Genomic DNA, 23,911 nt, shown 5'->3' with positions numbered 1-23,911 from the left:
GAGGGGATCAGGATTGTGCGCACACGTGGGCCGACAGGTTAATGACCACTGCCGGGACGAACTGTTGCCGAGGCCGCCAGACCAGGTGCGCAATCGCCCATCGTCTCGACCAGGTAATCGATGAAGCTGCGCACCTTCGGCGCCAGATGGCTGCGGCTGGTATAGACCGCGAAGATGCCGATATCGGCCAGCTCGTACTCGGGAAGAATGCGTACCAGGCGCCCGGCGGCGAGGTGGTCGTCGGCCAGAAAATCCGGCTGCATCGCAATGCCCTGGCCGGCCACCGCCGCCGCGCTCAACACATGCCCGTTATTGGCACGCAGCCCGCCGTGGATGCGCACAGTGGTATCGCCATCGGGGCCATGGAAGCGCACCTCGTCGCCATTGGGCGAGTAGTGATAGAGCAGACATTCGTGGCCTGCCAGGTCGGATGGATGCCTGGGCGTGCCCGCGCGTGCCAGATAGGCCGGCGCCGCACACGTGAGCAGCCGCACCTTGCCCAGCTGGCGGGCGATCAGCGTCGGCGCGGGCTGGCGGGTGATGCGGATGGCCACATCGAAGCCTTCTTCGACCATGTCGACCAGGCGGTCGGACAGCGACAGGTCGAGCTCCACCTGCGGGTAGCGCGTGCGAAAACCCGGCAGCAACGCGGCCAGCCGTTCGATACCGTAGCTCACCGGCGCGTTGACGCGCAGCACTCCGGCCGGTTCCAGCGCCTGGGCGCCCACGGTGGCCTCCAGGTCGTCCAGATCGGCCAGCAGCTGCAGGCAGCGCTGGTAATACGCGGTGGCGGCGCTGGTCAGGCTGACCCGCCGGGTGGTGCGGTTGAGCAGGCGGGTGCCCAGGCGCTGTTCGAGCGCGGCGACCTGGCGGGTGACGCTGGCGGTGGAGCGGTCCAGCGCATCGGCCGCAGCGCTGAAGCCGCTACGTTCGGCCACTGCGGTGAATACGCGCATTGCGTCGAGGGTATCCATGGCTGATCCGATTATTGCTTTGATCGCAATAAATTATCCGAATCAAGACTATTTATCAGAAATTTGTAAGTAATAGGCTGTGCAGGTCCTCACCGGAGTCTGTCGAATGTCCACTTCCCTTGCTTCCCCGCGTACCGCCGCTTACGGCACGGCCCTGTTGCGCATCAGTCTGGGCGCGCTGTTCCTGGTGCACGGCCTGACCAAGCTGCTGGTGTTCACCCCGGCCGGCACGGCGGCCTATTTCCAGTCGCTCGGCCTGCCCGGCGCGTTGGGCTACCTCACCATCGCATTGGAACTCGGCCTGGGCCTGTCCCTGCTGTTGGGCATCTACGCGCGCTGGGTTGCGCTGTTGGGCGTGCCGCTGCTGTTGGGCACCATCGTCAGCGTGCATGGCGCCAATGGCTTCGGCTTCTCCAATCCGGGCGGCGGCTGGGAATATCCGGCGCTGTGGGCGGTGTTGCTGATCGTGCAATCGCTGCTTGGCGATGGCGCCCTGGCGTTGAAGCCGGCGCGCTGAGGCGGTTGTTTTTTATTCACGAGGAGTTGTCCATGACCCGCTTGCCTTCCCTGTACATCTCGCATGGATCGCCGATGACTGCGCTGCAGCCGGGGCAGGTCGGCGAGCGCCTGGCCGAGCTTGCGCAGACCTTGCCGCGGCCGCGCGCGATTGTCGTTGCGTCGGCGCATTGGCTGGGCCGCCGCCCGCTGATCAGTGGTGCTGCGCGGCCGGCCACCATCCACGACTTCGGCGGGTTTCCTGCGCCGCTGTACGAGCTGGAGTATCCCGCGCCCGGCGAGCCGGCACTGGCGCAGCAGATCCTGCGCCGGCTGGAGCAAGCCGGCCTGCATCCGCACCTGGACCCGCAGCGCGGCTTCGATCATGGCGTGTGGGTGCCGCTGCGCCTGCTGTACCCGGCTGCCGAGATTCCGGTGGTGTCGGTATCGATCCAGCCAGAGCTTGGCCCGGCCCACCAATTTGCGGTTGGCCGCGCGCTGGCACCGTTGCGCGATGAAGGTGTGCTGGTGATCGGCTCGGGCAGCATCACCCACAACCTGCACGACGCGCGCCAGGGCTACAGCGCCGAGCGCGAGGCGCCGTACGTGCGGCCCTTCATCGAATGGACCGAACGCAAGTTGGTCGACAACGACATCGCCGCGCTATTGGACTATCGCCGCCAGGCACCGCAGGCCGCACGCGCGCATCCCACCGACGAGCATCTGCTGCCGCTGTATGTGGCGATGGGCGCCGCCGGCGGCGACCGGCTCGGCGCGCAGCGCATCGATGCCGGTATCGATGCCGGCCTTCTGGCCATGGATATCTACCGGTTCGATGGGGATCGCGCGCTGGCGGACCCGGTTGCCGCATGAGTCCACCGTGCTTGCAGCACGCCGGCATTGTGGCCGACACGTAAAGTGCCGGCAGCATGCCGATACCGTTGCCATCAGGCATGTGCCGGTGACACGCTGGCACCATAGGCATCACGCATGGCTCAGACGGCGCGCCGCCCCGCAGCAATGACGTAGGGCGGCGGCGGGCTGGACACCACCGCCATCAGGTATGGCGACGGTAGCCAGCCAGCCGCACAACGCCAAGGCATGGCGCCCGCACCACAGCGCTCTGAAGCATTCACGATGCGTGCGGGGCAGTCTCACAGACTGAGACGCCATCGCTGCATGCTGCTTGCGTGAAAATCCTCGACAAGCTCGCCGTCCTCGCCGACGCCGCCAAATACGACGCCTCCTGCGCCTCCAGTGGCGCCAACAAGCGCAATTCGCTCGGCACCGGCGGCATCGGCAGCACCGAGGGCATGGGCATCTGCCACTCGTACACGCCCGATGGCCGCTGCGTCTCGCTGCTGAAGATTTTGCTGACCAACTTCTGCATCTTCGATTGCGCGTACTGCGTCAATCGGGTGTCCAGTAACGTGCGCCGCGCGCGCTTCACGCCGGAAGAAGTGGTCACCTTGACGCTGGATTTCTACAAGCGCAATTACATCGAAGGCCTGTTCCTGTCCAGCGGCATCATCCGCAACTCCGACTACACCATGGAGCAGATGGTGGAAGTGGCGCGGCAGCTGCGCGAGGTGCATCACTTCGCCGGTTACATCCATCTCAAGACCATCCCCGATGCGACGCCGGAGTTGCTGGCGGCGGCCGGTCGCTACGCCGACCGCCTGAGCATCAACGTGGAGTTGCCGACCGAGCAGGGCTTGACCTTGTTGGCCCCGGAGAAAAGCGTCGGCGGCATTCGCGCGGCGATGGGCGAACTGCGTTGGCGCATCGAAGAGAATCAGATCGAGCGCAAGGCCGAAAAAGTGCGCCGCGCCAAGCCGCCGCGCTTCGCCCCGGCCGGGCAAAGCACGCAGATGATCGTCGGTGCCGACGACGCCAACGACCGCAGCATTCTGGACACCAGCCACAATCTCTACGGCAATTACCGGATGCGCCGTGTGTATTACTCTGCCTTCAGCCCGATCCCGGATGCCTCGTCCAAGTTGCCGCTGCAGGCACCACCGTTGCAGCGCGAGCATCGGCTGTATCAGGCCGACTGGTTGTTGCGCTTCTACGACTTCAGCGTGGAAGAGATTGCGCCGGCGCAATCCAGCGGCATGCTCGATCTGGACGTGGACCCGAAGCTGGCGTGGGCGTTGCGCAATCCGGAGCGCTTTCCGGTGGATTTGAACGTGGCACCGCGCGAGATGCTGCTACGCGTACCCGGCCTGGGCACGCGCAATGTGGAGCGCTTGTTGCTGTCGCGCAGGCATGCGCGCTTGCGGGTGGGAGATCTGGCGCGCTTGCGGGTGCCGATGAAGAAGCTGCTGCCGTTTGTGAGTGTGCTGGATCATCATCCGCGCCAGCGCTTGGACGATCCGGTGCGGTTACGCGCGCAGTTGGCGCCCGCGCCACGGCAGGCAAGTCTGTTCGATTGACGCTTGTCCCTTCTCCCATCGGGAGAAGGTGCCCGAAGGGCGGATGAGGGTACGGTTGCGCGCGATCATGGGTGCTTGTGTCTTGTTCGATTCATCAAGTGCAGAGCTTTCGCGCCTGTCGGCGCGAGTCACTTTTGTTTCGGCAAAAGTAACCAAAACCGCTGTCGCCTGACGCGATCCGGTGCGATACAGCCGCACCGGTGCCCTGTGCTCCTCGCCATGCGCGGCACGGCGCCCAAACTCGCTGCGCTCAGACAGGGCGCCTCTTCGGCCACGCATGGCTGCGGTGCGCGGCTCGCTCTAAGGCGACTTGGTGCAGCAAAATCAACGGCGACAAGCGACAAGCGACAAGCGACAAGCGACAAGCGACAAGCGACAAGCGACAAGCAACCAGCAACCAGCAACCAGCAACCAGCAATATCAGTAGCAGCAATAGCCGCAAAAGCCCGCGAAAAAATTGCAACAACGCAACGAGAGTGCCGCCAGTAGAGCGGTGGCGAGATCGGAAATCTTGAGGTCAGGTGTAAGCGATGTTCAGCGCTGAAGTTGAGCCAGGTTGGAGTCTTGATGCATGGCGTGCGCTGGCGCGGGCGGGGTGGTGCGCGCAGGTGGAGCCTGACTCCATTGCGTGGAATGGCGGGGCACAGGGTGGCTTGTTGATGGGGCAGGGTCTGCTGGACCTGCCGGCGGTGGCTGCCCCGCCGCGTGTGTCGGCAGAGTTTTTGCAGATGGCGGGCTCGGTACTGTGTCATCGCGACCCGCAGCGCTATGCGGTGCTGTATCGCTTGTTATGGCGGGTGGCGTCCGGCGAGCGGGCGTTGCTGGAGCGGGCGACCGATGTCGATGTGCACCGGGTGGCGCAGTGGCAAAAAGCAGTGCAGCGCGACACCCACAAGATGAAGGCGTTCGTGCGCTTTCGGCGCTTGCCGGTGGAAGAGGAAGACTTCGTGGCGTGGTTCGAGCCCGAACACTGGATCGTGGATCGGGTGGCGCCGTTCTTTGCGCGCCGTTTCGCCGGAATGCGCTGGGCGATTCTGACTCCGTATCGCAGTGTGCGGTGGGACGGCGAGGCGTTGACGTTCGGCGAGGGTGCGGTGCGTACGCAGGTGCCGGCCGCCGATGCGCAGGAGACGCTGTGGCGCACCTATTACGCGCACATCTTCAATCCGGCGCGGCTCAATCCCACCATGATGCGGCAGGAGATGCCGCAGAAATACTGGAAGAATCTGCCCGAGGCGAGCTTGTTGCCGGAGCTGATCCGCGAGGCCGGCGTGCGCGTGCGCGAGATGGCCGAGCGTGCGCCCGAACCGGTGCGGCGGCGAGTGCCGGTCGCGCCAGCGCCGGTCCCGGAAGTGGCCACGCAAAGCCTGGCGCAGTTGCGCGTGGCCGCGCGCGATTGCCGGCGTTGCGCGTTGTGGCAACCGGCAACGCAGACGGTGTTCGGCGAAGGTCCGAACGATGCATCGGTGATGGTGATCGGCGAGCAGCCGGGCGACGAAGAGGATCTGAGCGGGCGTCCGTTCGTAGGGCCGGCCGGGCGTTTGTTCAATATGGCGCTGGGCGAGATCGGCATCGATCGCGCCACAGTCTATGTGACCAATGCGGTCAAGCATTTCCGTTTCGAGCAACGCGGCAAGCGGCGTCTGCATCGCAACCCGGAACGTGCGCATGTGCAGGCCTGCAGTGGCTGGTTGCATGCAGAGCGCGCACAACTGCGTCCGGCACAGATCGTGTGCCTGGGCGCGACCGCGGCGCAAGCGGTGTTGGGAAGCGGCTTTCGCTTGATGCAGCAGCGCGGCCAATGGCAGCGCCTGGACGACGGCACGCCGGTATTGACCACCGTGCATCCGTCATGGGTGTTGCGCCAGCCATCGACTGCGGCGCGCGAAGAAGGCTATCGCGGGTTTGTAGAGGATCTGCGCCAGTTGCTGGACGCGCCGATGTCGGCGGGCAGCTCGCCCGCGCCATAAACACCGCGCCATAAAAATACGCGCGCAATGGCACGCGTACGGTGTCGGAGAACAAAGACACCAAGTGGAGCCACTGAGAAACCAGTTGCTCCATCACCGCCGCTTCGCGGTTAGGTGGCGAGACCTGGAACGTGGTTCCAGGCACAAGCGGATTGGCCTACAAAAATCGTGCGTACACGTCGAAGTACACCGAGATGCAACGCGATTGACCGGTGACGCTCGCAGTCAAATTTATCGAGAACGCCAGCGCACTTGGCTGTTGCGCCCCATCGGCGGAATGACCCTCCATTCCGCCGATGGATTACCTGCGCATGCGATCAACAACAACCGACTGCAATCAACAACAACCGGCTGCACTGCAGCCAGATGCAATTACGGCATCAGCACCTTGTCGACCACGTGGATCACGCCATTGCTCTGCACCACATCGGCGATGGTGACGTTGGCGGTGTTGCCCTTGACGTCGGTGATGGTGACCTTCTTGCCGTTGAGCTTTGCGGTGAGCGGCTCGCCCTGCACGGTGGTCAGCGTCGCGCTGCCGCCGCCGGCCTTGATCTTGGCGATCAGCGAAGCGGCGTCAACCTTGCCCGGCACCACGTGATAGGTCAGCACCTTGGTCAAGGTGGGCTTGGATTCGGGCTTCAACAAGGTGTCGACAGTGCCGGCCGGCAATGCGGCAAATGCGGCGTTGGTCGGGGCGAACACGGTGAACGGGCCCGGGCCCTTCAACGTCTCGACCAGGCCGGCGGCCTTGACTGCGGCGACCAGGGTGGTGTGATCCTTGGAGTTGACCGCGTTGTCGACGATGTCCTTGGTCACCAGCATCGGCGCACCGCCCACCATCGGGTTGGACGCCGCGTAGGCGGGAGCCATCGCGCTGGTCAGGGCAATGGCGGTGGCAATGGCAAGCGACTGGAATGAGGTCTTCATGAGGCATCGATCCTTTGGGTAGGCGATCACCTGGATGGCAATCGTATAGCTGGATACGCGGCCGGATGCGGCGCGGATGCATCACGCGTTTTTTACATGGCGATGCTGTGCTGCAACGCCATCGCACATCCATCCTGGCGACTGCAGATCGGTGGCCTGCGGTTGAGTCTGTTCGAGTCGCGCTGGCCACATATGTCGACTGACGGTTTAAGCACTCTATGGCGAACCAGCGATGCAGGGGCCGCGCGATCAGCCGTTACCAAGCCCATCGGGTCGCAACCGTCGCACGACCACCCTAATGCTGCACGAATGTTCGCGATTGGCAGAAGGAGCGCTGGACAGTGCAATTACCATTCATGCCCTTGCGTGATGATCAGTGCTCAGAGGCTGTAGAACATGAAATCCAAAAAGAGTGAATTCAATCGATTGGTACTGCCGGCATGGTTGGCGGTAGGTGCGCTGGCGTTATCCAGCACTGCACAGGCAGCAGCCGTCACGCCAACGCCGACGCATGCGCCGTCAGCGACCGCTACTGCCCCTGCGAGTGACATCTATCGGCCAGGTCAGAAATGGATCGTCCCCGGCGAGTGGGAGTTCACGGTGGATTCCGCACGCGTGGCCAAGGTGAAAATTCCCAATTACGGCGGTGGCTCCTGGGTTCCTACGCAAGTGATCCTGCTGACCTATAGCTATAAAAATATCGGATTCGGCGACAGCGCCAACTACAAGGGCGGCGGTCCGTCGACGCTGGCGTTTTCGAAAGCGCATATCGATGTGTTCGATGCCAACGATGCGGACAACGGTGGCGCAGGCAATTACCCTGTGCGCATCAAACTCGTCGGAGACGCTGACGGTCAGAAGCCCGGGCAGCAGATGGTCGGCGCGCAGTGGACGTACGCGTTCAAGAAGAAGGTCAAGGCGGTCAAGGTGACGGTGGGTCACTACGATTCCACGCTGAAACTGCATGAAGCGACCTTCCTGGTCCCGGTCGAGGGCACTGGGCCATCGAAGCCGCACGCGAACAAGCGCGCTCACCACCGCTGATCCCGTCTTGCGAATCTGCGTGGCACGCAGCCGGCAACGTGACCTAGCGAGCGATTACGTTGCCGGCTGCGTCGCGCCGACCTATCGGATCTGCGTATCGTGGTGGAGTGGAGCTGCTTGTCCATCCGGCAGCGTATCCAACAGCGTTTAATCGACAGACACCCCACAGAGCTGCAGCACGACACCCTCTGGGCGGTCACCGCACAGGACTGCGCCAGGCCCAGACCGCGCGGTGGTTTCATCGCCGCCTGCAAACCGGTATGTTCCCTTCGGCGCGTTAGTTGTGCGTTGCACGATGCGATGCCGTACGCGCACCGTTTCTTCTTCCGGGTTTTTCATGCATTCGATCGATGTCGTCCTCGCCATGTTGCTGGCGGTCGCGGCCAGCGGTTATCTGATCCGCATCCTGCCGTTCTCGTTGCCTTTGCCGTTGGTCCAGATCGCGCTCGGCGCGGTGGTCTCCGGTGTGTTCGATGCCGGGCACGAGCTGGAACCGGAATTGTTCTTTCTGTTGTTCCTGCCGCCGCTGCTGTTTCTGGATGGCTGGCGCATTCCCAAACAAGGCCTGTTCCGCGACAAGGCGGCCATCCTGGAACTGGCGCTGGGCCTGGTGGTGTTCACCGTGGTCGGCGCGGGCCTGCTGATCCATTGGTTGATCCCGGCGATGCCGCTGGCGGTGGCCTTCGCGCTGGCCGCGATCATCTCGCCGACCGACCCGGTGGCGGTGTCCTCGATCGCCTCCAAGGTGCCGATTCCCAAGCGGCTGATGCACATCCTGGAAGGCGAGTCGTTGCTCAACGATGCCTCCGGTCTGGTGTGCTTCCAGTTCGCAGTGGCGGCGGTGCTGACCGGCAGCTTCTCGATCGCCACCGCCTCGCTGACCTTCCTGTGGGTGGCGCTGGCCGGGCTGGCATTGGGCGTGGCGACCACCTTCGGCCTGAGCCGCATCCAGGCCTGGATCTGGCGCCACTTCGGCGAGGAGCCGGGTTCGGCGATCCTGGTCAACCTGCTCACCCCGTTCGCGGCCTATCTGCTGGCCGAAGCCTTCCATGCTTCGGGCATCCTGGCTGCCGTGGCCGCCGGCGTCACCATGAGTTACGTGGAAATGGCCGGCAACGCGCCGGGCAATATGCGGCTGCAGCGCTCGGCGGTGTGGGACACGGTGCAGTTCACCTTCAACGGCATCATCTTCGTGCTGTTGGGCGAGCAGTTGCCGGGCATCCTGGACGGGGCGGTGCGCAGCGTGCAGGAAGCCGGTCACCTCAATCCGTGGTGGCTGGCGGTGTACGTGGCCACCATCAGCGCCAGCCTGATGGCGTTGCGCTTCGTATGGGTGTTCCTGTCGCTGCGCTGGAACATCTTCAAGGCGCAGTGGCGCGGCGAGCAGCATGTCAGCCCGCCGTGGCGCATCGTGGTGGCGGTCTCGCTGGCCGGCGTGCGCGGTGCGATCACCCTGGCCGGCGTGCTCACGTTGCCGTTGATGCTGGAAGACGGCTCACCGTTCCCGGCCCGCCAGTTGGCGATCTTTCTGGCCGCCTCGGTCATCCTGGTCTCGTTGCTGGTCGCCAGCGTGGCGTTGCCGCCGCTGCTGCGCGGGCTGGAGCTGCCCGAAGAAGAAGACGAACAGCTCAAGGAAGACCTGGCGGTGAAGGCCGCCTCGCAGGCCGCGCTGGAAGCGGTGGAAAAACTACGCCAGCGGCTGGTGGATGGCAGCAAGCATGCCGAGCGCTACAACGCGGCGGCCAATCAGGTCAGCCAGCGCTATCAACGCAAGCTCGGCGCGGTGGACATGGCCGAGACCGATCCGGAAGAGGCCGGCGCCTACGAACAGGCGCTGCGCCAGTTCCGTCATGCCGCATTGGTGGCCGAGCGCAACGAGTTGTTCAAGCTCGCGCGCCGCCGCGAGATTTCCGACGACCTGTCGCGCCGGCTGGTGCGCAATCTGGATCTGATCGAGTCGCGCAAGCGGGCGTGACGCGCTGATGCGCGCGGGAATAGAGAATCGGGATTGGGGAATCGCAGGAGCCGCAGCGGTCGTGCCGCCCGGGTTGTGTAGGAGCGCGCTTGCGCGCGATGGGGCATTGGCGGGAAAGCCTCATCGCGCGCAAGCGCGCTCCTACATGAAGATGCGCACAAACAGACGCAGCAGGCGTGCGCGGTCCAGTTCGCTGACGCTCCTCGTCGCACGTCGGGAGACACCATCCCATGCACACTGCTCCCATCTTCATGGCGCACGGCCTACCCTGTGCGGCTGATCGTTCCAGTGCAGAACACATGACTCCAATCGTTTCCATCCAGGGATTGAGCAAGACCTACGCTGGCGGTTTTCAGGCGCTCAAGCACGTGGACCTCGAAATCCAGCGCGGCGAAATCTTCGCGCTGCTCGGTCCCAACGGTGCCGGCAAGACCACGCTGATCAGCATCATCTGCGGGCTGATCAATCCGAGCACCGGCACCGTGCTGGCCGATGGCCACGATATCGTGCGCGACTACCGCGCCGCGCGTGCCAGCATCGGTCTGGTGCCGCAGGAACTGGCCACCGATGCGTTCGAAAGCGTCTGGGCCACCGTGCGTTTCAGCCGCGGGCTGTTCGGCAAGCCGGCCAATCCGCAGTATCTGGAAACGGTGTTGCGCGAACTCTCGCTGTGGGACAAGCGCAACAACAAAATTTCCACGTTGTCCGGCGGCATGAAGCGGCGCGTGCTGATCGCCAAGGCGCTGGCGCACGAGCCGCGCATTCTCTTTTTGGACGAGCCCACCGCCGGTGTGGACGTGGAGCTGCGCCACGACATGTGGCAGATGGTGCGGCGGCTGCGCGAGCAGGGCACCACGGTGATCCTGACCACCCATTACATCGAAGAAGCCGAAGACATGGCCGACCGGGTCGGGGTGATCAATCGCGGCGAGCTGGTGCTGGTGGAAGACAAGCACACGCTGATGCGCAAGCTCGGCAAGAAGCAGCTCACGCTCAGCCTGCAGGCGCCGCTGCAGGCCATCCCGGCCGCGCTTGCCGATCTGCCGCTGGAACTGTCGGCCGACGGCAACAGCCTGATCTACACCTTCGACACCCAGGCCGAGCAGACCGGCATCGGCGGGCTGCTGCGCCGGCTCAACGAGCAGGGCATCGATTTCAAGGATCTGCATTCCAGCGAGAGTTCGCTGGAAGAGATCTTCGTCAATCTGGTGCACGGTGCACGCCAGCAGGAGGTGCGCGCATGAATCGGCATGCGATCGGTGCGATCTACCGCTTTGAAATGGCGCGCGCGTTCCGCACGCTCACCCAGTCGATCGCCTCGCCGGTGTTGTCGACCTCACTGTATTTCGTGGTGTTCGGTGCGGCGATCGGCTCGCGCATGGGCGATATCGACGGCATCAGCTACGGCGCCTTCATCATTCCCGGCCTGGTGATGCTGTCCTTGCTCAACGAGAGCATTTCCAACGCCTCGTTCGGCATCTACATGCCGCGCTGGGCCGGCACCATCTACGAGGTATTGTCGGCGCCGGTGGCGTGGTGGGAGATCGTGATCGGCTATGTCGGTGCGGCCGCCACCAAGTCGGTGTTGCTGGGCTTGCTGATCCTGCTGACCGCGCGGCTGTTCGTGCCCTACGAGATTGCGCATCCGCTGTGGATGCTGGGCTTTCTGGTGCTCACCGCGCTGACCTTCAGCCTGTTCGGTTTCATCATCGGCATCTGGGCCGACGGCTTCGAAAAGCTGCAGGTGATCCCGCTGATGTTGGTGACGCCGCTGACCTTCCTGGGCGGCAGTTTCTACTCGATCAACATGCTGCCGCCGCTGTGGCAGAAGGTCACCTTGTTCAATCCGGTGGTCTATCTGATCAGCGGCTTCCGCTGGAGTTTCTACGGCAAGGCCGACGTGCACATCGCAGTGAGCACCGGCATGACCTTCCTGTTCCTGATCGTGTGCCTGGGCGTGGTGGCGGCGATCTTCCGCAGCGGTTATCGGCTCAAGGCGTGAGTGGTGAGTGCAGTGGTGTTGTCGGCCGCATGCTGGTTGATGCCGTCGGAAGTTCAGGTCAAACGCGGACGTCCAGATCAAACGCTGAGTGGGTCGAGGGCGCGGTGCCCTCACCGCTCGCGGGACACGCCGCAAGTACGTCCATGTAGGCTCGGTGGCGGCATCCATGCCGCCACACGGTCCCGCAATCGGCGAGGGCACCGCGCCAGAAAGTTTGCCGGCTGTTTTATTGAAAACCATGCACACCGACCATCTTGACTGGTCCTTGCCCTCCCACTGTCGCGGGACCTTACGCGGCATGGATGCCGCGTAAGAGCCTACATGGACGTACTTGCGGCGTGTCCCGCGATGGTGGGAGGGCGAGGGCCCTGCAGCTAGGGCACAGATCAGCTGCTAATGCGGCAGTCATCGCCGCTACACGAACGTACTTGCAGCGTGTCCCGCGATGGTGGGCGGGCAAGGGCCCTGCAGCCAAGTCGCAGATCAGCTGCTAATGCGGCAATCATCGCTGCTACACGAACGTGCTTGCGGCGTGTCCCGCGATGGTGGACGGGCAAGGACCCTGCAGCCAAGTCGCAGATCAGTCGGCCTAAAGTAGTTTTGTCAGCCGCTCTTACTCGGCAGCAGGCTTGGCGTCGCTCTTGGTGTCCAGGAAGTAGGCCACCACCTCACCCTTGATCTTCATCGTCATCGGGTTGCCGCGACGGTCGCGCGCCTTGCCGACCTGCACCTTGATCCAGCCTTCGCTGACCGAATACTCCTCCACGTTGTCGCGTTCGACACCGTTGAAACGCACGCCGATGCCGCGGTTGAGTGCATCGGCATCGTGGAACGGGCTGCGCGCATCGATGGCCAGATGATCGGGAGGGGTATCGCTCATGGGAAAGGCGTCATGGCGGCCGGGATGGCCGTCTTCGGCCGCACAGGATACGGTCCTGCGCCGCGAAGACCAGCCCCTTCCGATGAATCCGCACGCGCCGGTTGGTTTGCTTGCGCGGCGCCAGGCCTCACACTTCACGCCTGCAACCCTTGAACGAGACCGCCATGCCCGACAACAGTGCCGATTACGAAGACGACGAAGGCCTGCAGCCCGAAGGCGACGAAGACGATGTCGACGATCATCCGGGGCGGGTGTGGAATCTGCTGCTGCTGATCAATCCCGGCGACGAAGAAACTGCGCTTGCCCAGTTCGATGCCTGGCGCGAAGCGCAGGCCGACCTGGATGAAGACGAAGGCGACGATGCCTGGCTGTGGGCGTTGAAGGACGCGATCGACTGGCGCTCGGGCTTCTTCGTCGACTGGAAGGACACCGACTCATTCATTGCCGCCATCGACGAACTCAGCGCGCGCTGGAACCTGCGCATCGCCTGGGGCGGCGACCTGGACGACGAAGAGTTCGCCAACGGCCTGAGCGTGCCCGATCTGATGGCGGTGGCCTTCGATCGCCTGCGCGAACATGGCTATTCGCTGTGGAACTGGAACACCGGTGGCGACGCCTACGCCGGCTGGATCGCCCTCAGCCGCGACGATGAAGCGATGATGGCACTGACCTCGTTGCTGGACGTGGAAGTGCGGTTGGGGAATGAGGCGTTCTGAGGATTGGGGATTGGGGAATCGGGATTGGGGATTCGCGAGAGCGGTCTTGGGGTGTGTCGGGGTCGGGTTGAGCGGTGAGTTGTGCGCGCTGGCGCGGCAGGACGCGAAGCGTGTGGTCTGGCGCAGGCATTTAACGGCCCACCGACTGCCACGTAGGAGCGCGCTGGCGCGCGATGGGGCGTTAACGGGACAGCCTCTCGCGCGCAAGCGCGCTCCTACAGAGGCATGCCGTTTGGAAATGGAAGAAGACCTCCAGGTCAGAACATCTGTCACGTAGGAGCGTGCCTGCGCGCGACAGGCATTACCGGGACAGGGTCATCGCACGCAGGTGGGGCTACTCAAGCACGCCGCCGATCAGGCCGCAGCCACCGCCGTTGCGAATCCCCACTCCCGATTCCCCAATCCCCGCTTCACGGCACCTCGCCCAGCGCCTGCGCACGCGCGTTGGCGATCAAGGCCTTGAGCAGTACGCGATCGGTGTGACGGGAGATGGCGATGGCACCGAGCGCGATCGCCTCGATGCGTAACGGTGCCGGCACGTCGTAGTGCGCGCCGCTGAGTTTGTTCTGGAAGGCGCGGCGGGGAATGCCCAGCCGCGCCGCCATCGCATGCAGTTCGTCCAGCGTATCGCCGAGCAGGTGCGCCCAGCGCTGCTCGCGCCACAGATGCACCGCATCGTCGACGTAGACGGCCATCGGCCGGGTCAGGCCTTCTTGGATTTCTTCGGCTTCTTGCCGGCCGTCTCGCCGTCGGCGTCGTCGGTTGCGGCATCGCTGGCGTCTGCGTCTTCCTGCCGCGCTGTCGTCGTCGCTGGCAGCGTCGTCGCCAGCCGCATCTTCCGCAACGGCGTCGGTGCCGGCGTCGGCGGCTGCGTCTTCTGCAGCGTCATCGCCGTCTTCATCGGCATCGGCGTTTTGGAATTCGGCCACCAGCGTGGTCAGGTATTCCTCGGCGGTCTTGCCGTCTTCGGCGGCCAGGTCGTCGATCATCTGCTGCAGCTGGGTCGAATATTCCAGCGAGATGGTCTTGCCTTCGGCTTCCTGCAGGTTGGCCAGGTGCTTGAGCATGGCCAGCATCGGGACCGGGTTGTCGGCGCTGCCCATGGTCTGGCCGCCGATCGACAGCATCCACTCGCTGCCACCCTGCAGACCGATCGCAGCGACCACGCGACCATCGGCATCCTGCAGCACGGCGTGGTTGGTGACCTGTGGCGCCTGGTCCAGACGGACGATCGGACGCTTGGGGAGCTGCTTCTTGCGCTTGTCGCGCTTGGCCTTTGAATTGCGGGACACGGTGTTCTCGACGCTGGGAATGGCCGGCCATTCTAGGCGCTTGTGCGTGACCCGGCTTGCTCGACGCCGTCAGGCCCGTCAACGGCGGCCTTCCGGGCCGATGCATCGATCGATCCGGTCGCGTGATGGAGTCAGCTAATGCCGGGGTCTGGGACAGCCTGAAGGGGCTGACACAGCGGGTGCGCTCACCGTCAGGCGGCGCGGAGGCCTGTCAGGATCGGTATGTAAGACGACGCGCCGCCCGCAGCCATCTCACAACTCCTGGGGAGGCGTTTTCAGACGCTCTCAGCAACACCGGCGCGTCTCGCTTGCAGCGGTGCGCGGCGCGGATCCTGGTCAGCAGCTGCATGCAAGACAGCGCGCCGTCTTCAGCCACCTGACACCTGCTGCCAGGTGTCGCGCAACGCGGTCAGCGCTGCTCGGGCGCAGTGCTGACCGCAGTGCGCGGCGCCGCAGCCACAGCGGCCTCGGCAGCCTTGGCCAGCGCGGCAGCCGAGGCGACCTGGGTACGTGTGGAGATGCGCGGTGCAGCCGGCGCTGCGCCAGTGGCCGTGGTCGCTGCCGCAGCCGGTGTGCCGGTTGCGGTTGGCGCCGCTGCCGCCGCACCCGGACCCACCGATACACTCGCCGCCTTACCCGCAGCAGGCACCGCAGCCGGCGTGCCCACAGAAGCAGTCCCGGTGGCCGCCGCCGCACTCAGATCCGGCACATGGGTGTCGGCATCGTGGGTGGATTTACCTAGCGCCACGCCCTGGCCGGCGCCGGCCAACGCGGTCTGCTCGGCGTCCTGGGTCATCACCACGATGCTGATGCGGCGGTTGATCGGATTCTGCGGGTTGGTCTTGTCGAACAGCACCGACGAGGACAAGCCCACCACACGGGTGACCTTGGCATCGGCCATGCCGCCGCCCACCAGCGCACGGCGCGCGGCATTGGCGCGGTCGGCACTGAGTTCCCAGTTGGTGTAACCGGCATCGCTGCTGTAGGCGGTGGTGTCGGTGTGGCCGGTGATGCTGATGTGGTTGGGCACCTGATTGATGAAGCTGGACAGCTCGCGCAGGATGTCCACCGTGTACGGCTTGAGCTGATCGCGGCCGATGTCGAACATCGGGCGGTTCTGCTTGTCCACGATCTGGATGCGCAGGCCATCGGGCGTGAGGTCGAGCAGCAACTGGTCCTTGAACGGCTCCAGCGCCTGGCTCTTGTCGATGGCTTCCTTCAGGTCCTGCATCAGCGCTTCCAGGCGCTTCTTGTCCTTGGCGCGGCTGTCTTCGGTGGTATCCGCAGCGTTGTCGCGCTTGCGGCCCATTTCGTCCTTCTGCCCCTTGGCCATGTCGGCGGTGCCGCCGAGCTTGATCATCGAGGTGCTGGCACCGCCCGGCCCGTTCATGCCCGGCGAAGGCGCCAGCGACTTGCCCGACAACGGGCTGGGATTGCGGAAGTATTCCGAGATCGCCGCGCGCTGCTCCTTGGTGGTGGCGGCCATCAGCCACAGCACCAGGAAGAAGGCCATCATCGCGGTCACGAAGTCGGCAAACGCCACTTTCCAGGCGCCGCCATGATGGCCGCCGCCCTGCACCTTCTTGACACGTCGGATGACGACGGTGGATTTGCCCTCGGCCATGACTGCGGCCCTACTTGATCGTCTTCAGGTGCGTTTCGAAATCCGCAAAGCTCGGACGCACGTTGGAGGGCAGCGTCTTGCGCGCGAATTCCAGCGCAATCTTCGGGTTGTAGCCGCGCAGGCAGGCCAGCAGCGCGGTCTTGACCGCCTCGTAGATGCGCCCGTCCTGATCGGCACGCGCTTCCATCGCCGCCGACAACGGCGCCACGAAGCCATACGCCAGCAGGATGCCGAGGAAGGTACCGACCAGTGCGGCACCGACGTGGTGGCCGATCTCTTCGATCGGGCCACCGATCGAGCCCATGGTGATCACGATGCCGAGCACGGCGGCCACGATACCGAAGCCGGGCAGGCCGTCGGAGACCTTGCTCAAGGCATGCGAGGGCGCCATCGCCTCGTGGTGGTGCTTTTCCAGTTCCAGTTCGAGCAGCGGCTCCAGCTCGTGCGGCTCGATATTGCTGCCGATCATCAGGCGCAGGCAGTCGGTGATGAAGTCCAGCAGGTGATGGTCGGCCACCACCTTGGGATAGTTGCCGAAGATGGTGCTGTCCTGCGGTTTTTCGACGTGATCTTCCAGGGCCATGAAGCCGTCGCGGCGGGCCTTGTTCAACAGTTCGTAGACCAGGCTCAGGGTGTCCTTGTAGTCCTCGGACTTGTACTGCGGGCCCTTGAACACGCCCAGGACACTACTGAAGGTTTCCTTGACGATCTTGCCCGGCGTGCTGACCAGAAACGCGCCCAACGCCGCGCCGCCGATGATCAACAGCTCGTACGGCTGCCACAACGCGCCCAGCTTTCCGTGCGACAGCACATAGCCGCCGAGGACACTGACGATGACGACGATGAAGCCGATGATGATGAGCATGGCGCAGCCAAAAGCAAACAGGGTTGCTATTGTTTCGGCGCGCGCGGCGGATTCTTGAAGTGCACGGCGTGAAGGTGTGCGCTGTAACTGAACGATCGGGTGGTGCGATGACGGCTTCACATAGGGCGATCAGCGGCATCGCGCTTACTGCGGCAAGGCGTTCACCGCAGTGGGGCTTGTGATGAAAAGGTCTGCCTGGTTGGGCTTGCGATCTGCATCGATTGCTGTGCGCGTCGAGACAGCGCATTGCAGCAAGCGGCCTCTGCATTGGCGGTGGCACCAGCATCGGCGGACTTGATGCGCAGGTTGCGCTCGGCAGCAAACTTCAGCGTCTGCACCACGTCCCGGATGACCCGCCGCCGAGCGTCGAGCGTCATTGTCGTGGCAGTTTCTAGCACTACAGCGAGCAATGGTGTGGGCAGTAAGAGCGGATAACAGAACGTAGCGAGCGGCCGTCAGGTGGGTGCGGACGGCGCACAGGAACCGAAATGAACCGTGCATGCCGATCCGAGCGCCGACCGCGCCCGCCTGACGATTGCGCTGTAGTTCTGTGAGTCGCTCTGAGTGGGTCGCCACTGCTTTCTGGGCGGCCTCGCCAGGTCAGGCCGGTTGCGCCTCGGCACCGTCGCGTTGCAGCGGGTTCGGCAGTGCGTGGCCATCTTCGGTGAAGCCCAGCGAGACCGAGTTGAGGCAATGCCGTTCGCCGGTCGGCGGCGGGCCGTCGGGGAACACGTGGCCGAGGTGGCTGTCGCAGCGCGCGCAGACGATCTCGGTGCGGATCATGCCGTAGCTGATGTCGCGGATCTCGCGCACATGGGCGGCGTCGTACGGGGCGAAGAAGCTCGGCCAGCCGGTGCCGGATTCGAACTTTGCGCTGGAACGGAACAGCGGCAGCCCGCACAGGCGGCAGGTGTAGACGCCCTCCAGCTTGTTGTCCAGGAACACCCCGCAGAACGGCGCCTCGGTGCCGTGCTGCAGCAGCACGCGCTGTTCCTCGTCGCTGAGCCCGGCGATCAGGGCATCGCACTGGGCGGGGGAGGGCGGTGTCAGATCGAACTGGCTCATGAAGGCTCTCGCATGCGCGCGCTGGCGGTGTGCCGCGTCTGCACCCGTGATGTGGGCGTTGGCGGCGTGGTTCAAGCTTGCGGGGACGAAGCCCCTCTCCCGCGCTACGCGCCACCGGAGACGAGTAAGCCCCTCTCCCTCCGGGAGAGGGGTTGGGGTGAGGGTACGGGGCGAAGCCACATCGGGTAGGTGAGAACACGAGGCTTCGCACGTACCCTCATCCGGCGCTGCGCGCCACCTTCTCCCGATGGGAGAAGGGACTCTTCGCACTGCAATCACCTCGCGAACGCGTTCATCCCCTAGCCAATCCCATGCATTGCCGCGACACATCGGCGCCCCCACCCAATCAGTACCCCTCAAACCAGTCACGGTGCCCGTCATGGCGATCCATTCTTCAACGCGCGGCCTGCTGCTGTGCGGCCTGCTGGCGATTGCCGGCGCGGCGCTGGCGCAATCGGCCACTACCACGCGCTCGTCCAACACCTTGCAGCCGATCACCACGCCGGCTCCGGCTCAGCCCACGCTGACCGCGCCGCGCGCAGTGCAACCAGCGCCAGGCACCAGTCCGGTGCCGTCTCAGCTCGGTCAGCGCCCGTCCGCGCCGACCATCCCCACCCGTGGCCCGGCACAGACACCGGTGGCTCTGGCCGGTAGCCAGGTGTTGCCTGCCAGCGCGCCGATGGTCTACGACCGCAATGGCCGCTTGCTGCAAGGCATGCAGCCAGCCGGCGCCAACCGGGTGCTGGACACCAAGACCGGGCGTTATTACGACGCGGTTCCTGCCGGCGACGGCATGCGCGTGGTGCGCTGACATCCGGCAGCAGTCGATGTCTGATCCGCAGCAATCAGATCGGTCTCCATCCAACCGCCGTCCCAAGCTTCGCTGCGTCGCCGACCACGAATCCCCAATCCCCAATCCCCGCCTCAATCCGCAATCGGCAACGCCAACGTCTCCTTGACCTCTTCCATCACGATGTAGCTCTTGGACTCGCGTACATGCGGCAAGGTCAACAAGGTGCTGCCGAGCAGCTTGCGATAGGACGCCATCTCGCTGATGCGCGCCTTGAGCAGGTAATCGAAATCGCCCGAGACCAGATGGCATTCCAGCACGTTGGGCAGCTTGAGCGCGGCGCGGCGGAACTCTTCGAAGATGTCGCCGGACTTGTAGGCCAGGCTGATCTCCACGAATACCAGCAGGCTGGCCTTGAGCATGTGCGGGTCCAGCCGCGCGTAATAGCCGGTGATGGCGCCATCGCGCTCCAGCCGGCGTACCCGTTCGGTGCAGGGCGTGGTCGACAAGCCCACCCGTTCGCCCAGGTCGGTGAAGGAAATCCGCCCCTCCTGCTGCAGGATGCGCAGAATCTTGCGGTCGATCTTGTCCAGCTCGCGCACACGGGTGGCCATGAGGTCTGTCTCCCTACAGATTTGGCAGGAAATTTCACTGCGAAGTAGCGCCGATTCCAGAAACGGCACTGCCTGGCTCGCAATATACTGCGTCTAACTGTCTCCCTCGGCGCGTGGTTGTGGGGGAATACCCTTTCCAGGAGAACGACATGCGGGTGCTCATTCTCGGTAGCGGCGTCATCGGCACCACCACCGCCTGGTATCTGGCGCAGTCCGGCTGCGAGGTCACCGTGGTGGACCGCCAGCCGGCCTCGGCGCTGGAAACCAGCTACGGCAACGCGGGCCAGCTGTCGTTCGGCTACACCTCGCCCTGGGCCGCCCCTGGCGTGCCGGGCAAGGCGATGAAGTGGTTGTTCGCCCAGCACGCGCCGTTGTCGATCCGGCCCACCCGCGATCTGCGCCAGCTGGCCTGGCTGACCCAGATGCTGCGCAACTGCACCGCCGAGCGCTATGCGGTGAACAAGGCGCGCATGGTGCGCATGTCCGACTACAGTCGTGATTGCCTCAATGAACTGCGCGCCAGCACCGGGCTGGAATTCGAAGGCCGCCAACTCGGCACCACCCAGTTGTTCCGCACCCAGCAACAGCTGGATGCCGCCGCGCAGGACATCGAAGTGCTGGCCCAGTACGGCGTGCCGTACGAGTTGCTGACACCCGCGCAGATCGCCCAATTCGAACCCGGCCTGGCCGGTGGCGGTGCGCAGATGGCCGGTGCACTGCGCCTGCCCGAAGACCAGACCGGCGACTGCCGGCTGTTCACCCAGCGCCTGGCTGCGCTGGCCGCGCAATCCGGTGTGCAATTCCGCTACGGGCAGCAGATCGAGCATCTGCAGCACGACGGCCGCACCGTCACCGGCGTGCAGATCGATGGCCGTCTCGAAACCGCCGACCGCTATGTGCTGGCGCTGGGCAGTTATTCGGCCGACCTGCTGCTCTCGCTCGGCATGCATCTGCCGGTGTATCCGCTCAAGGGCTATTCGCTGACCATCCCTATTGTCGACGCGCAGCGCGCGCCAACCTCCACGGTGCTGGACGAGAGCTACAAGATCGCCATCACCCGCTTCGACGAGCGCATCCGCGTCGGCGGCATGGCCGAGGTGGCCGGGTTCGATCTGTCGTTGAATCCGCGCCGCCGCGCCACCCTGGAAATGGTGGTCAACGACCTGTTCCCGGGTGGCGGCGATCTGGCCAGGGCCGAGTTCTGGACCGGCCTGCGCCCGGCCACGCCCGATGGCACCCCGGTGGTCGGTGCCACGCCGTATTCCAACCTGTTCCTCAACACCGGCCACGGCACCCTGGGCTGGACCATGGCCTGCGGCTCAGGCCGCTATCTGGCCGACCTGATGCAGGGCCGCAGCCCCGACATCGATACCGAAGGCCTGGATGTGTTCCGTTACCTCTCGCCACGCAGCGCCCGCGCGCAGCAGGAGGCCGCGTAGTGCGTCCTGCGCAAGCGTTGATCGATCTGGATGCATTGCGTCACAACTACCGCCTGGCCAAGCGCCTGGGCGGCAGCAAGGCCCTCGCGGTGGTCAAGGCCGATGCTTACGGGCACGGCGCGGTGCGCTGCGCGCAGGCGTTGGAGCCCGAAGCCGACGGCTTTGCGGTTGCCTGCATCGAAGAGGCCCTGGAGCTGCGCCAGGCCGGTATCCGCGCGCCGATTTTGCTGCTGGAAGGTTTTTTCGAACACGACGAACTGCGCCTGATCGCCGAGCACGATCTGTGGACGGTGGCAGCCACCACGCAGCAGGTGCGCGCGCTGGCCGACTTTCAGAGCCCACGCCCGTTACGGGTGTGGTTGAAGCTGGACAGCGGCATGCATCGGCTGGGCTTGTCGCCGGAAGATTTTCGCGCCGCCTGGTTGCGCTTGCGCGGGCTGCCGCAGATCGCCTCGCTGGTGCTGATGACCCACCTGGCGCGCGCCGATGAACTGGACTGCAGCCGCACCGACGAACAGGCGGTGGCCTTCGCGCTCACCGCCGGCGGCATGCGCGCGGAAACCAGTCTGCGCAATTCGCCCGGCCTGCTCGGCTGGCCGGCGCTGCGCAACGATTGGTCGCGCCCCGGGCTGATGCTGTACGGGGCAAACCCGTTCCCGCAGGAAACCGAGAGCACCGCGCAACTACGCCCGGTGATGACGCTGCGTTCGCGCATCATCTCCGTGCGGGAGCTGCCGGCCGGCGAGCCGGTGGGCTACGGCGCCCGCTTCGTTGCGCAACGGCCCACGCGCGTGGGTGTGGTGGCGATGGGATATGCCGACGGCTATCCGCAGTTCGCACCCAATGGCACGCCGGTGCTGGTGGATGGGCAGGTCTGCCCGTTGATCGGTCGCGTCTCGATGGACATGCTCACCGTAGATCTCACCGAGCATCCGCAGGCGGAGATCGGCGCGCCAGTGCAGCTGTGGGGCGATGCGCCGCGGGTCTCCCCGTTGGCCACGCAGTGCAATGTCAGCGCATATCAGCTGTTGTGTGGACTCAAGCGCGTGCCGCGGACGTATGTGGGTGAGGCGGCGGTGGGCGATGAAGTGACCCGGTAAGTTGCATCCCTTCTCCCATCGGGAGAAGGTGGCGCGCAGCGCCGGATGAGGGTACGAGCGAAGCCTCGTGCAGTCGGAACAACACGAGGGCTTCGCCCCCGTACCTCACCCCAACCCCTCTCGCCCCGCAGGAGAGGGGCTCAAGCGGAGCTCACACCCCAGCCGTACTCCGATCGCCACGAAACTGCTTGCGCACCCAGTCGTCGATCATGGCTTTTTCGAAGCGCAACGGGTCGCTGTCGGTCAGGCGTGGGCCGCTCATCAAAAACGCCGAATCCACCAGCTTGCGCTCGCCCTGATCGATCACCTCGCCATTGGCGCCGGTCAGCGTGTAGCTGAAGCTCAACCGCGGCGGGTAGATGTCCTTGACGATACGCACGTCCTGCATGCGCGGGCCGTGCCAGGGCTCGTACTGGCCGGCGCGGCGGATGTCGGTGATGGTCACGCTCAGGTGTTGGCCGTCGGGAAGCCGGCGGGCGGCGCTCTGCTGGAAATGGGTCGCCAGTTGGGTCACCCAGTCGCCGCGCTGCGCCTCCCAGCGGTTGCCGCTGAAGCGCATTTCGGCAAACTGCGCCGGGTCGGTCCAGCGCACATCCACGTTTCCTTCGCTGCTCAGCGCACGTGGCGCTTGAGGGTCGGTGACATTACGCACGCGGGCCTGCACACCGGTCGCCGCGAGCAGTCCTGCCAGCAACAGGCTGGCGCCGTAAAGGCTGGAACGTTTCATGGAAAGTCTCCAAGCGGAAGGTACATGGCGTACCGGGCGTTCCAGCAGTGTGGGGGTGCGCTGGATCGCCCGCAACGCGGCAGCAACCGGGCATGCATCGGTGTTGCCGCGCGGTTAATCCACGACCGCGCCGCCATGACGGCGGGTTCACTGCGCCTGCGCCCGCGCTTCACGGAGCGGACCGGATGATCGCCAGCATGGACACCCACTCTTTCCGCACAAAGTCAGCTTCCTCGGCGCCGGCACACATGCCGTCGGACGTGCGCCTGCAGTTCATCGACTGGGCAAAGCAGCATGGCCACAACCCGTCCACAGGTGCCGCCGCGTTCGTCGCGTTGCAAAGCGATGTGGATCTGGATCTGGCAACCCGCGGGATGCGTCTGGAGCCGGGTGCCGACCCACGGGATGCACTGCGTGAGCATCTGGCTGCACTGGCGCGGCAGGGCGATGTGGCGGTGCAGTTCCCGCCGGTCTATGCCTACACCTCGGCCAATGGGCTCGACTACCGTTACTCGTTGATGCTGGTCATTGCCGAGGATTGCGTCGAGTGGACCGGGCGGGTCTGGCAGGATCTGGATTACCAGGGAATGCTCACCGGTCGCGGCCAGGGCCCGCGTGCCAATTACACCCAACTGGCGCGCATGGCGCTGGAACACGAGCTGGATCAGGAGCGTCCGCGTTATGTCCAGGCCTGAACTCGAATTGCAGCTTCCGCTCGACGCCCAGGTCGCCAGCGGCGTGGACGGTTTCAGCCTGCGCTGTCGCAGCGAATGCGCCGAGCTGGGGCTATCGCGCGTGCGCTTGCTGTTGCTGGATGCCGACCATGCGCGCTCGACCGCCTGGCGCGAAGAAGCCCAACGCTGGATGGATGAGCAGTTGCGGCGCGAAGGGCAATGGGTCCTGCGCGGCATGATTGCCGGCATCGTGTTGCTGGCCGCCGCTATCGCGCTGTCTGCGGCCTTGCTGTGGTGAGG

General features: G+C 64.9%; 24 protein-coding genes, 1 other RNA gene and 1 pseudogene. 14 read left to right on the top strand and 12 right to left on the bottom strand.

What is annotated here, in order from left to right:
* Nucleotides 1-38 precede the first annotated feature (38 nt).
* Complete coding sequence (locus NDY25_RS07425; protein WP_168957233.1) at nt 39-974, bottom strand: LysR family transcriptional regulator; 936 nt, start codon at nt 972-974, stop codon at nt 39-41.
* Between the two features lie 106 nt (nt 975-1,080).
* Here NDY25_RS07425 and NDY25_RS07420 point away from each other — a divergent pair, with 106 nt between their 5' ends.
* The 4 genes from NDY25_RS07420 (at nt 1,081) to NDY25_RS07405 (ending at nt 5,874) form a co-directional block, all read left to right on the top strand.
* On the top strand, nt 1,081-1,491 hold the full coding sequence (locus tag NDY25_RS07420; protein WP_006448565.1) for a DoxX family protein: 411 nt from the start codon (nt 1,081-1,083) through the stop codon (nt 1,489-1,491).
* Nucleotides 1,492-1,523: 32 nt separating this feature from the next.
* Complete coding sequence (locus NDY25_RS07415; protein WP_168957232.1) at nt 1,524-2,342, top strand: DODA-type extradiol aromatic ring-opening family dioxygenase; 819 nt, start codon at nt 1,524-1,526, stop codon at nt 2,340-2,342.
* Nucleotides 2,343-2,659: 317 nt separating this feature from the next.
* Nucleotides 2,660-3,904, top strand: a complete 1,245-nt coding sequence (locus NDY25_RS07410; protein ID WP_168957231.1) for a putative DNA modification/repair radical SAM protein — start codon at nt 2,660-2,662, stop codon at nt 3,902-3,904.
* A gap of 530 nt (nt 3,905-4,434) precedes the next feature.
* The gene (locus tag NDY25_RS07405; RefSeq protein ID WP_168957230.1) at nt 4,435-5,874 is read left to right on the top strand and encodes a UdgX family uracil-DNA binding protein; all 1,440 of its coding nucleotides are present in this window, start codon (nt 4,435-4,437) and stop codon (nt 5,872-5,874) included.
* Nucleotides 5,875-6,246: 372 nt separating this feature from the next.
* Here NDY25_RS07405 and NDY25_RS07400 read toward each other — a convergent pair whose 3' ends face one another.
* Nucleotides 6,247-6,804: a fasciclin domain-containing protein gene (locus NDY25_RS07400; RefSeq protein WP_023905297.1), complete on the bottom strand. Its 558-nt coding sequence runs from the start codon at nt 6,802-6,804 to the stop codon at nt 6,247-6,249.
* A 396-nt stretch (nt 6,805-7,200) separates the two neighbouring features.
* On the opposite strand from NDY25_RS07400, the gene NDY25_RS07395 reads away from it, so the two are divergent.
* The 4 genes from NDY25_RS07395 (at nt 7,201) to NDY25_RS07380 (ending at nt 11,825) form a co-directional block, all read left to right on the top strand.
* Complete coding sequence (locus NDY25_RS07395) at nt 7,201-7,848, top strand: hypothetical protein (protein ID WP_233366284.1); 648 nt, start codon at nt 7,201-7,203, stop codon at nt 7,846-7,848.
* A 337-nt stretch (nt 7,849-8,185) separates the two neighbouring features.
* Nucleotides 8,186-9,823 carry a Na+/H+ antiporter gene (locus tag NDY25_RS07390; protein WP_043889481.1) on the top strand — a complete coding sequence of 546 codons (1,638 nt, stop codon included), beginning with the start codon at nt 8,186-8,188 and terminating at the stop codon, nt 9,821-9,823.
* 299 nt (nt 9,824-10,122) lie between these two features.
* Nucleotides 10,123-11,067 (top strand): ABC transporter ATP-binding protein, encoded by a 945-nt coding sequence (locus NDY25_RS07385; protein WP_168957229.1) that lies wholly within the window; start codon nt 10,123-10,125, stop codon nt 11,065-11,067.
* On the top strand, nt 11,064-11,825 hold the full coding sequence (locus NDY25_RS07380; RefSeq protein ID WP_168957228.1) for an ABC transporter permease: 762 nt from the start codon (nt 11,064-11,066) through the stop codon (nt 11,823-11,825). Before NDY25_RS07385 ends, NDY25_RS07380 begins: the two co-directional genes overlap by 4 nt.
* A gap of 613 nt (nt 11,826-12,438) precedes the next feature.
* Here NDY25_RS07380 and NDY25_RS07375 read toward each other — a convergent pair.
* Nucleotides 12,439-12,705: a DUF3297 family protein gene (locus NDY25_RS07375; RefSeq protein ID WP_006452586.1), complete on the bottom strand. Its 267-nt coding sequence runs from the start codon at nt 12,703-12,705 to the stop codon at nt 12,439-12,441.
* Nucleotides 12,706-12,869: 164 nt separating this feature from the next.
* Between NDY25_RS07375 and NDY25_RS07370 the strand changes: the two genes are divergently transcribed.
* Entirely contained in the window at nt 12,870-13,421 is a 552-nt protein-coding gene (locus NDY25_RS07370; protein ID WP_023902418.1) for a DUF6630 family protein, read from the top strand.
* A gap of 410 nt (nt 13,422-13,831) precedes the next feature.
* On the opposite strand, the gene NDY25_RS07365 is transcribed toward NDY25_RS07370, so the two are convergent.
* The 7 genes and pseudogenes from NDY25_RS07365 to msrB all read right to left on the bottom strand — a co-directional run bounded on the left by NDY25_RS07365 (nt 13,832) and on the right by msrB (nt 18,267).
* Nucleotides 13,832-14,116, bottom strand: coding sequence for a DUF4031 domain-containing protein (locus NDY25_RS07365; RefSeq protein ID WP_168957227.1), 285 nt, complete (start codon nt 14,114-14,116; stop codon nt 13,832-13,834).
* 8 nt (nt 14,117-14,124) lie between these two features.
* Nucleotides 14,125-14,713: pseudogene (locus tag NDY25_RS22930) on the bottom strand (hypothetical protein).
* Between the two features lie 409 nt (nt 14,714-15,122).
* On the bottom strand, nt 15,123-16,337 hold the full coding sequence (motB, locus tag NDY25_RS07360; RefSeq protein WP_168957225.1) for a flagellar motor protein MotB: 1,215 nt from the start codon (nt 16,335-16,337) through the stop codon (nt 15,123-15,125).
* Nucleotides 16,338-16,347: 10 nt separating this feature from the next.
* Nucleotides 16,348-17,202 (bottom strand): flagellar motor stator protein MotA, encoded by an 855-nt coding sequence (gene motA / locus NDY25_RS07355; RefSeq protein WP_006452580.1) that lies wholly within the window; start codon nt 17,200-17,202, stop codon nt 16,348-16,350.
* Nucleotides 17,203-17,363: 161 nt separating this feature from the next.
* A complete protein-coding gene (locus NDY25_RS07350; RefSeq protein WP_168957224.1) occupies nt 17,364-17,579 on the bottom strand; it encodes a hypothetical protein in 216 nt (71 codons plus the stop codon).
* 52 nt (nt 17,580-17,631) lie between these two features.
* Nucleotides 17,632-17,703, bottom strand: a non-coding RNA gene (locus tag NDY25_RS07345) — sX9 sRNA.
* A 99-nt stretch (nt 17,704-17,802) separates the two neighbouring features.
* Complete coding sequence (gene msrB / locus NDY25_RS07340) at nt 17,803-18,267, bottom strand: peptide-methionine (R)-S-oxide reductase MsrB (RefSeq protein ID WP_168957223.1); 465 nt, start codon at nt 18,265-18,267, stop codon at nt 17,803-17,805.
* 379 nt (nt 18,268-18,646) lie between these two features.
* Here msrB and NDY25_RS07335 point away from each other — a divergent pair, with 379 nt between their 5' ends.
* Nucleotides 18,647-19,078 (top strand): hypothetical protein, encoded by a 432-nt coding sequence (locus NDY25_RS07335; RefSeq protein WP_168957222.1) that lies wholly within the window; start codon nt 18,647-18,649, stop codon nt 19,076-19,078.
* Between the two features lie 113 nt (nt 19,079-19,191).
* On the opposite strand, the gene NDY25_RS07330 is transcribed toward NDY25_RS07335, so the two are convergent.
* Nucleotides 19,192-19,671, bottom strand: coding sequence for an Lrp/AsnC ligand binding domain-containing protein (locus tag NDY25_RS07330; RefSeq protein WP_023902425.1), 480 nt, complete (start codon nt 19,669-19,671; stop codon nt 19,192-19,194).
* Nucleotides 19,672-19,820: 149 nt separating this feature from the next.
* Between NDY25_RS07330 and NDY25_RS07325 the strand changes: the two genes are divergently transcribed.
* Both NDY25_RS07325 and alr read left to right on the top strand, forming a co-directional pair.
* Nucleotides 19,821-21,110, top strand: a complete 1,290-nt coding sequence (locus tag NDY25_RS07325; protein WP_168957221.1) for a D-amino acid dehydrogenase — start codon at nt 19,821-19,823, stop codon at nt 21,108-21,110.
* A complete protein-coding gene (gene alr / locus NDY25_RS07320; protein ID WP_168957220.1) occupies nt 21,110-22,210 on the top strand; it encodes an alanine racemase in 1,101 nt (366 codons plus the stop codon). Before NDY25_RS07325 ends, alr begins: the two co-directional genes overlap by 1 nt.
* Before the next feature lie 151 nt (nt 22,211-22,361).
* On the opposite strand, the gene NDY25_RS07315 is transcribed toward alr, so the two are convergent.
* Nucleotides 22,362-22,937, bottom strand: coding sequence for a DUF3016 domain-containing protein (locus tag NDY25_RS07315; RefSeq protein WP_006452574.1), 576 nt, complete (start codon nt 22,935-22,937; stop codon nt 22,362-22,364).
* A 248-nt stretch (nt 22,938-23,185) separates the two neighbouring features.
* On the opposite strand from NDY25_RS07315, the gene NDY25_RS07310 reads away from it, so the two are divergent.
* Nucleotides 23,186-23,632, top strand: a complete 447-nt coding sequence (locus NDY25_RS07310; RefSeq protein ID WP_168957219.1) for a hypothetical protein — start codon at nt 23,186-23,188, stop codon at nt 23,630-23,632.
* Nucleotides 23,619-23,909, top strand: coding sequence for a hypothetical protein (locus tag NDY25_RS07305; protein ID WP_168957218.1), 291 nt, complete (start codon nt 23,619-23,621; stop codon nt 23,907-23,909). Before NDY25_RS07310 ends, NDY25_RS07305 begins: the two co-directional genes overlap by 14 nt.
* Nucleotides 23,910-23,911 lie beyond the last annotated feature (2 nt).

This window comes from Xanthomonas hortorum pv. pelargonii, from assembly GCF_024499015.1.
In the GTDB taxonomy this organism is placed as follows: Bacteria; Pseudomonadota; Gammaproteobacteria; order Xanthomonadales; family Xanthomonadaceae; genus Xanthomonas; species Xanthomonas hortorum_B.
Note: the sequence above shows the minus strand (reverse complement) of the source record. Positions and strands in the feature narration are given on the sequence as shown.

Excerpts from the sequence above, each read along its gene's own strand:
- NDY25_RS07380 (WP_168957228.1), top strand. The coding sequence starts at position 11,064 with ATGAATCGGCATGCGATCGGTGCGATCTACCGCTTTGAAATGGCGCGC.
- NDY25_RS07385 (WP_168957229.1), top strand. The coding sequence starts at position 10,123 with ATGACTCCAATCGTTTCCATCCAGGGATTGAGCAAGACCTACGCTGGC.
- NDY25_RS07420 (WP_006448565.1), top strand. The coding sequence starts at position 1,081 with ATGTCCACTTCCCTTGCTTCCCCGCGTACCGCCGCTTACGGCACGGCC.
- NDY25_RS07405 (WP_168957230.1), top strand. The coding sequence starts at position 4,435 with ATGTTCAGCGCTGAAGTTGAGCCAGGTTGGAGTCTTGATGCATGGCGT.
- NDY25_RS07330 (WP_023902425.1), bottom strand. The coding sequence starts at position 19,671 with ATGGCCACCCGTGTGCGCGAGCTGGACAAGATCGACCGCAAGATTCTG.
- NDY25_RS07350 (WP_168957224.1), bottom strand. The coding sequence starts at position 17,579 with ATGACGCTCGACGCTCGGCGGCGGGTCATCCGGGACGTGGTGCAGACG.
- NDY25_RS07335 (WP_168957222.1), top strand. The coding sequence starts at position 18,647 with ATGGCGATCCATTCTTCAACGCGCGGCCTGCTGCTGTGCGGCCTGCTG.
- NDY25_RS07325 (WP_168957221.1), top strand. The coding sequence starts at position 19,821 with ATGCGGGTGCTCATTCTCGGTAGCGGCGTCATCGGCACCACCACCGCC.
- NDY25_RS07375 (WP_006452586.1), bottom strand. The coding sequence starts at position 12,705 with ATGAGCGATACCCCTCCCGATCATCTGGCCATCGATGCGCGCAGCCCG.
- motB (WP_168957225.1), bottom strand. The coding sequence starts at position 16,337 with ATGGCCGAGGGCAAATCCACCGTCGTCATCCGACGTGTCAAGAAGGTG.
- NDY25_RS07400 (WP_023905297.1), bottom strand. The coding sequence starts at position 6,804 with ATGAAGACCTCATTCCAGTCGCTTGCCATTGCCACCGCCATTGCCCTG.
- NDY25_RS07390 (WP_043889481.1), top strand. The coding sequence starts at position 8,186 with ATGCATTCGATCGATGTCGTCCTCGCCATGTTGCTGGCGGTCGCGGCC.
- NDY25_RS07425 (WP_168957233.1), bottom strand. The coding sequence starts at position 974 with ATGGATACCCTCGACGCAATGCGCGTATTCACCGCAGTGGCCGAACGT.
- NDY25_RS07370 (WP_023902418.1), top strand. The coding sequence starts at position 12,870 with ATGCCCGACAACAGTGCCGATTACGAAGACGACGAAGGCCTGCAGCCC.
- NDY25_RS07305 (WP_168957218.1), top strand. The coding sequence starts at position 23,619 with ATGTCCAGGCCTGAACTCGAATTGCAGCTTCCGCTCGACGCCCAGGTC.
- NDY25_RS07395 (WP_233366284.1), top strand. The coding sequence starts at position 7,201 with ATGAAATCCAAAAAGAGTGAATTCAATCGATTGGTACTGCCGGCATGG.
- NDY25_RS07310 (WP_168957219.1), top strand. The coding sequence starts at position 23,186 with ATGCCGTCGGACGTGCGCCTGCAGTTCATCGACTGGGCAAAGCAGCAT.
- motA (WP_006452580.1), bottom strand. The coding sequence starts at position 17,202 with ATGCTCATCATCATCGGCTTCATCGTCGTCATCGTCAGTGTCCTCGGC.
- NDY25_RS07415 (WP_168957232.1), top strand. The coding sequence starts at position 1,524 with ATGACCCGCTTGCCTTCCCTGTACATCTCGCATGGATCGCCGATGACT.
- NDY25_RS07315 (WP_006452574.1), bottom strand. The coding sequence starts at position 22,937 with ATGAAACGTTCCAGCCTTTACGGCGCCAGCCTGTTGCTGGCAGGACTG.
- NDY25_RS07365 (WP_168957227.1), bottom strand. The coding sequence starts at position 14,116 with ATGGCCGTCTACGTCGACGATGCGGTGCATCTGTGGCGCGAGCAGCGC.
- msrB (WP_168957223.1), bottom strand. The coding sequence starts at position 18,267 with ATGAGCCAGTTCGATCTGACACCGCCCTCCCCCGCCCAGTGCGATGCC.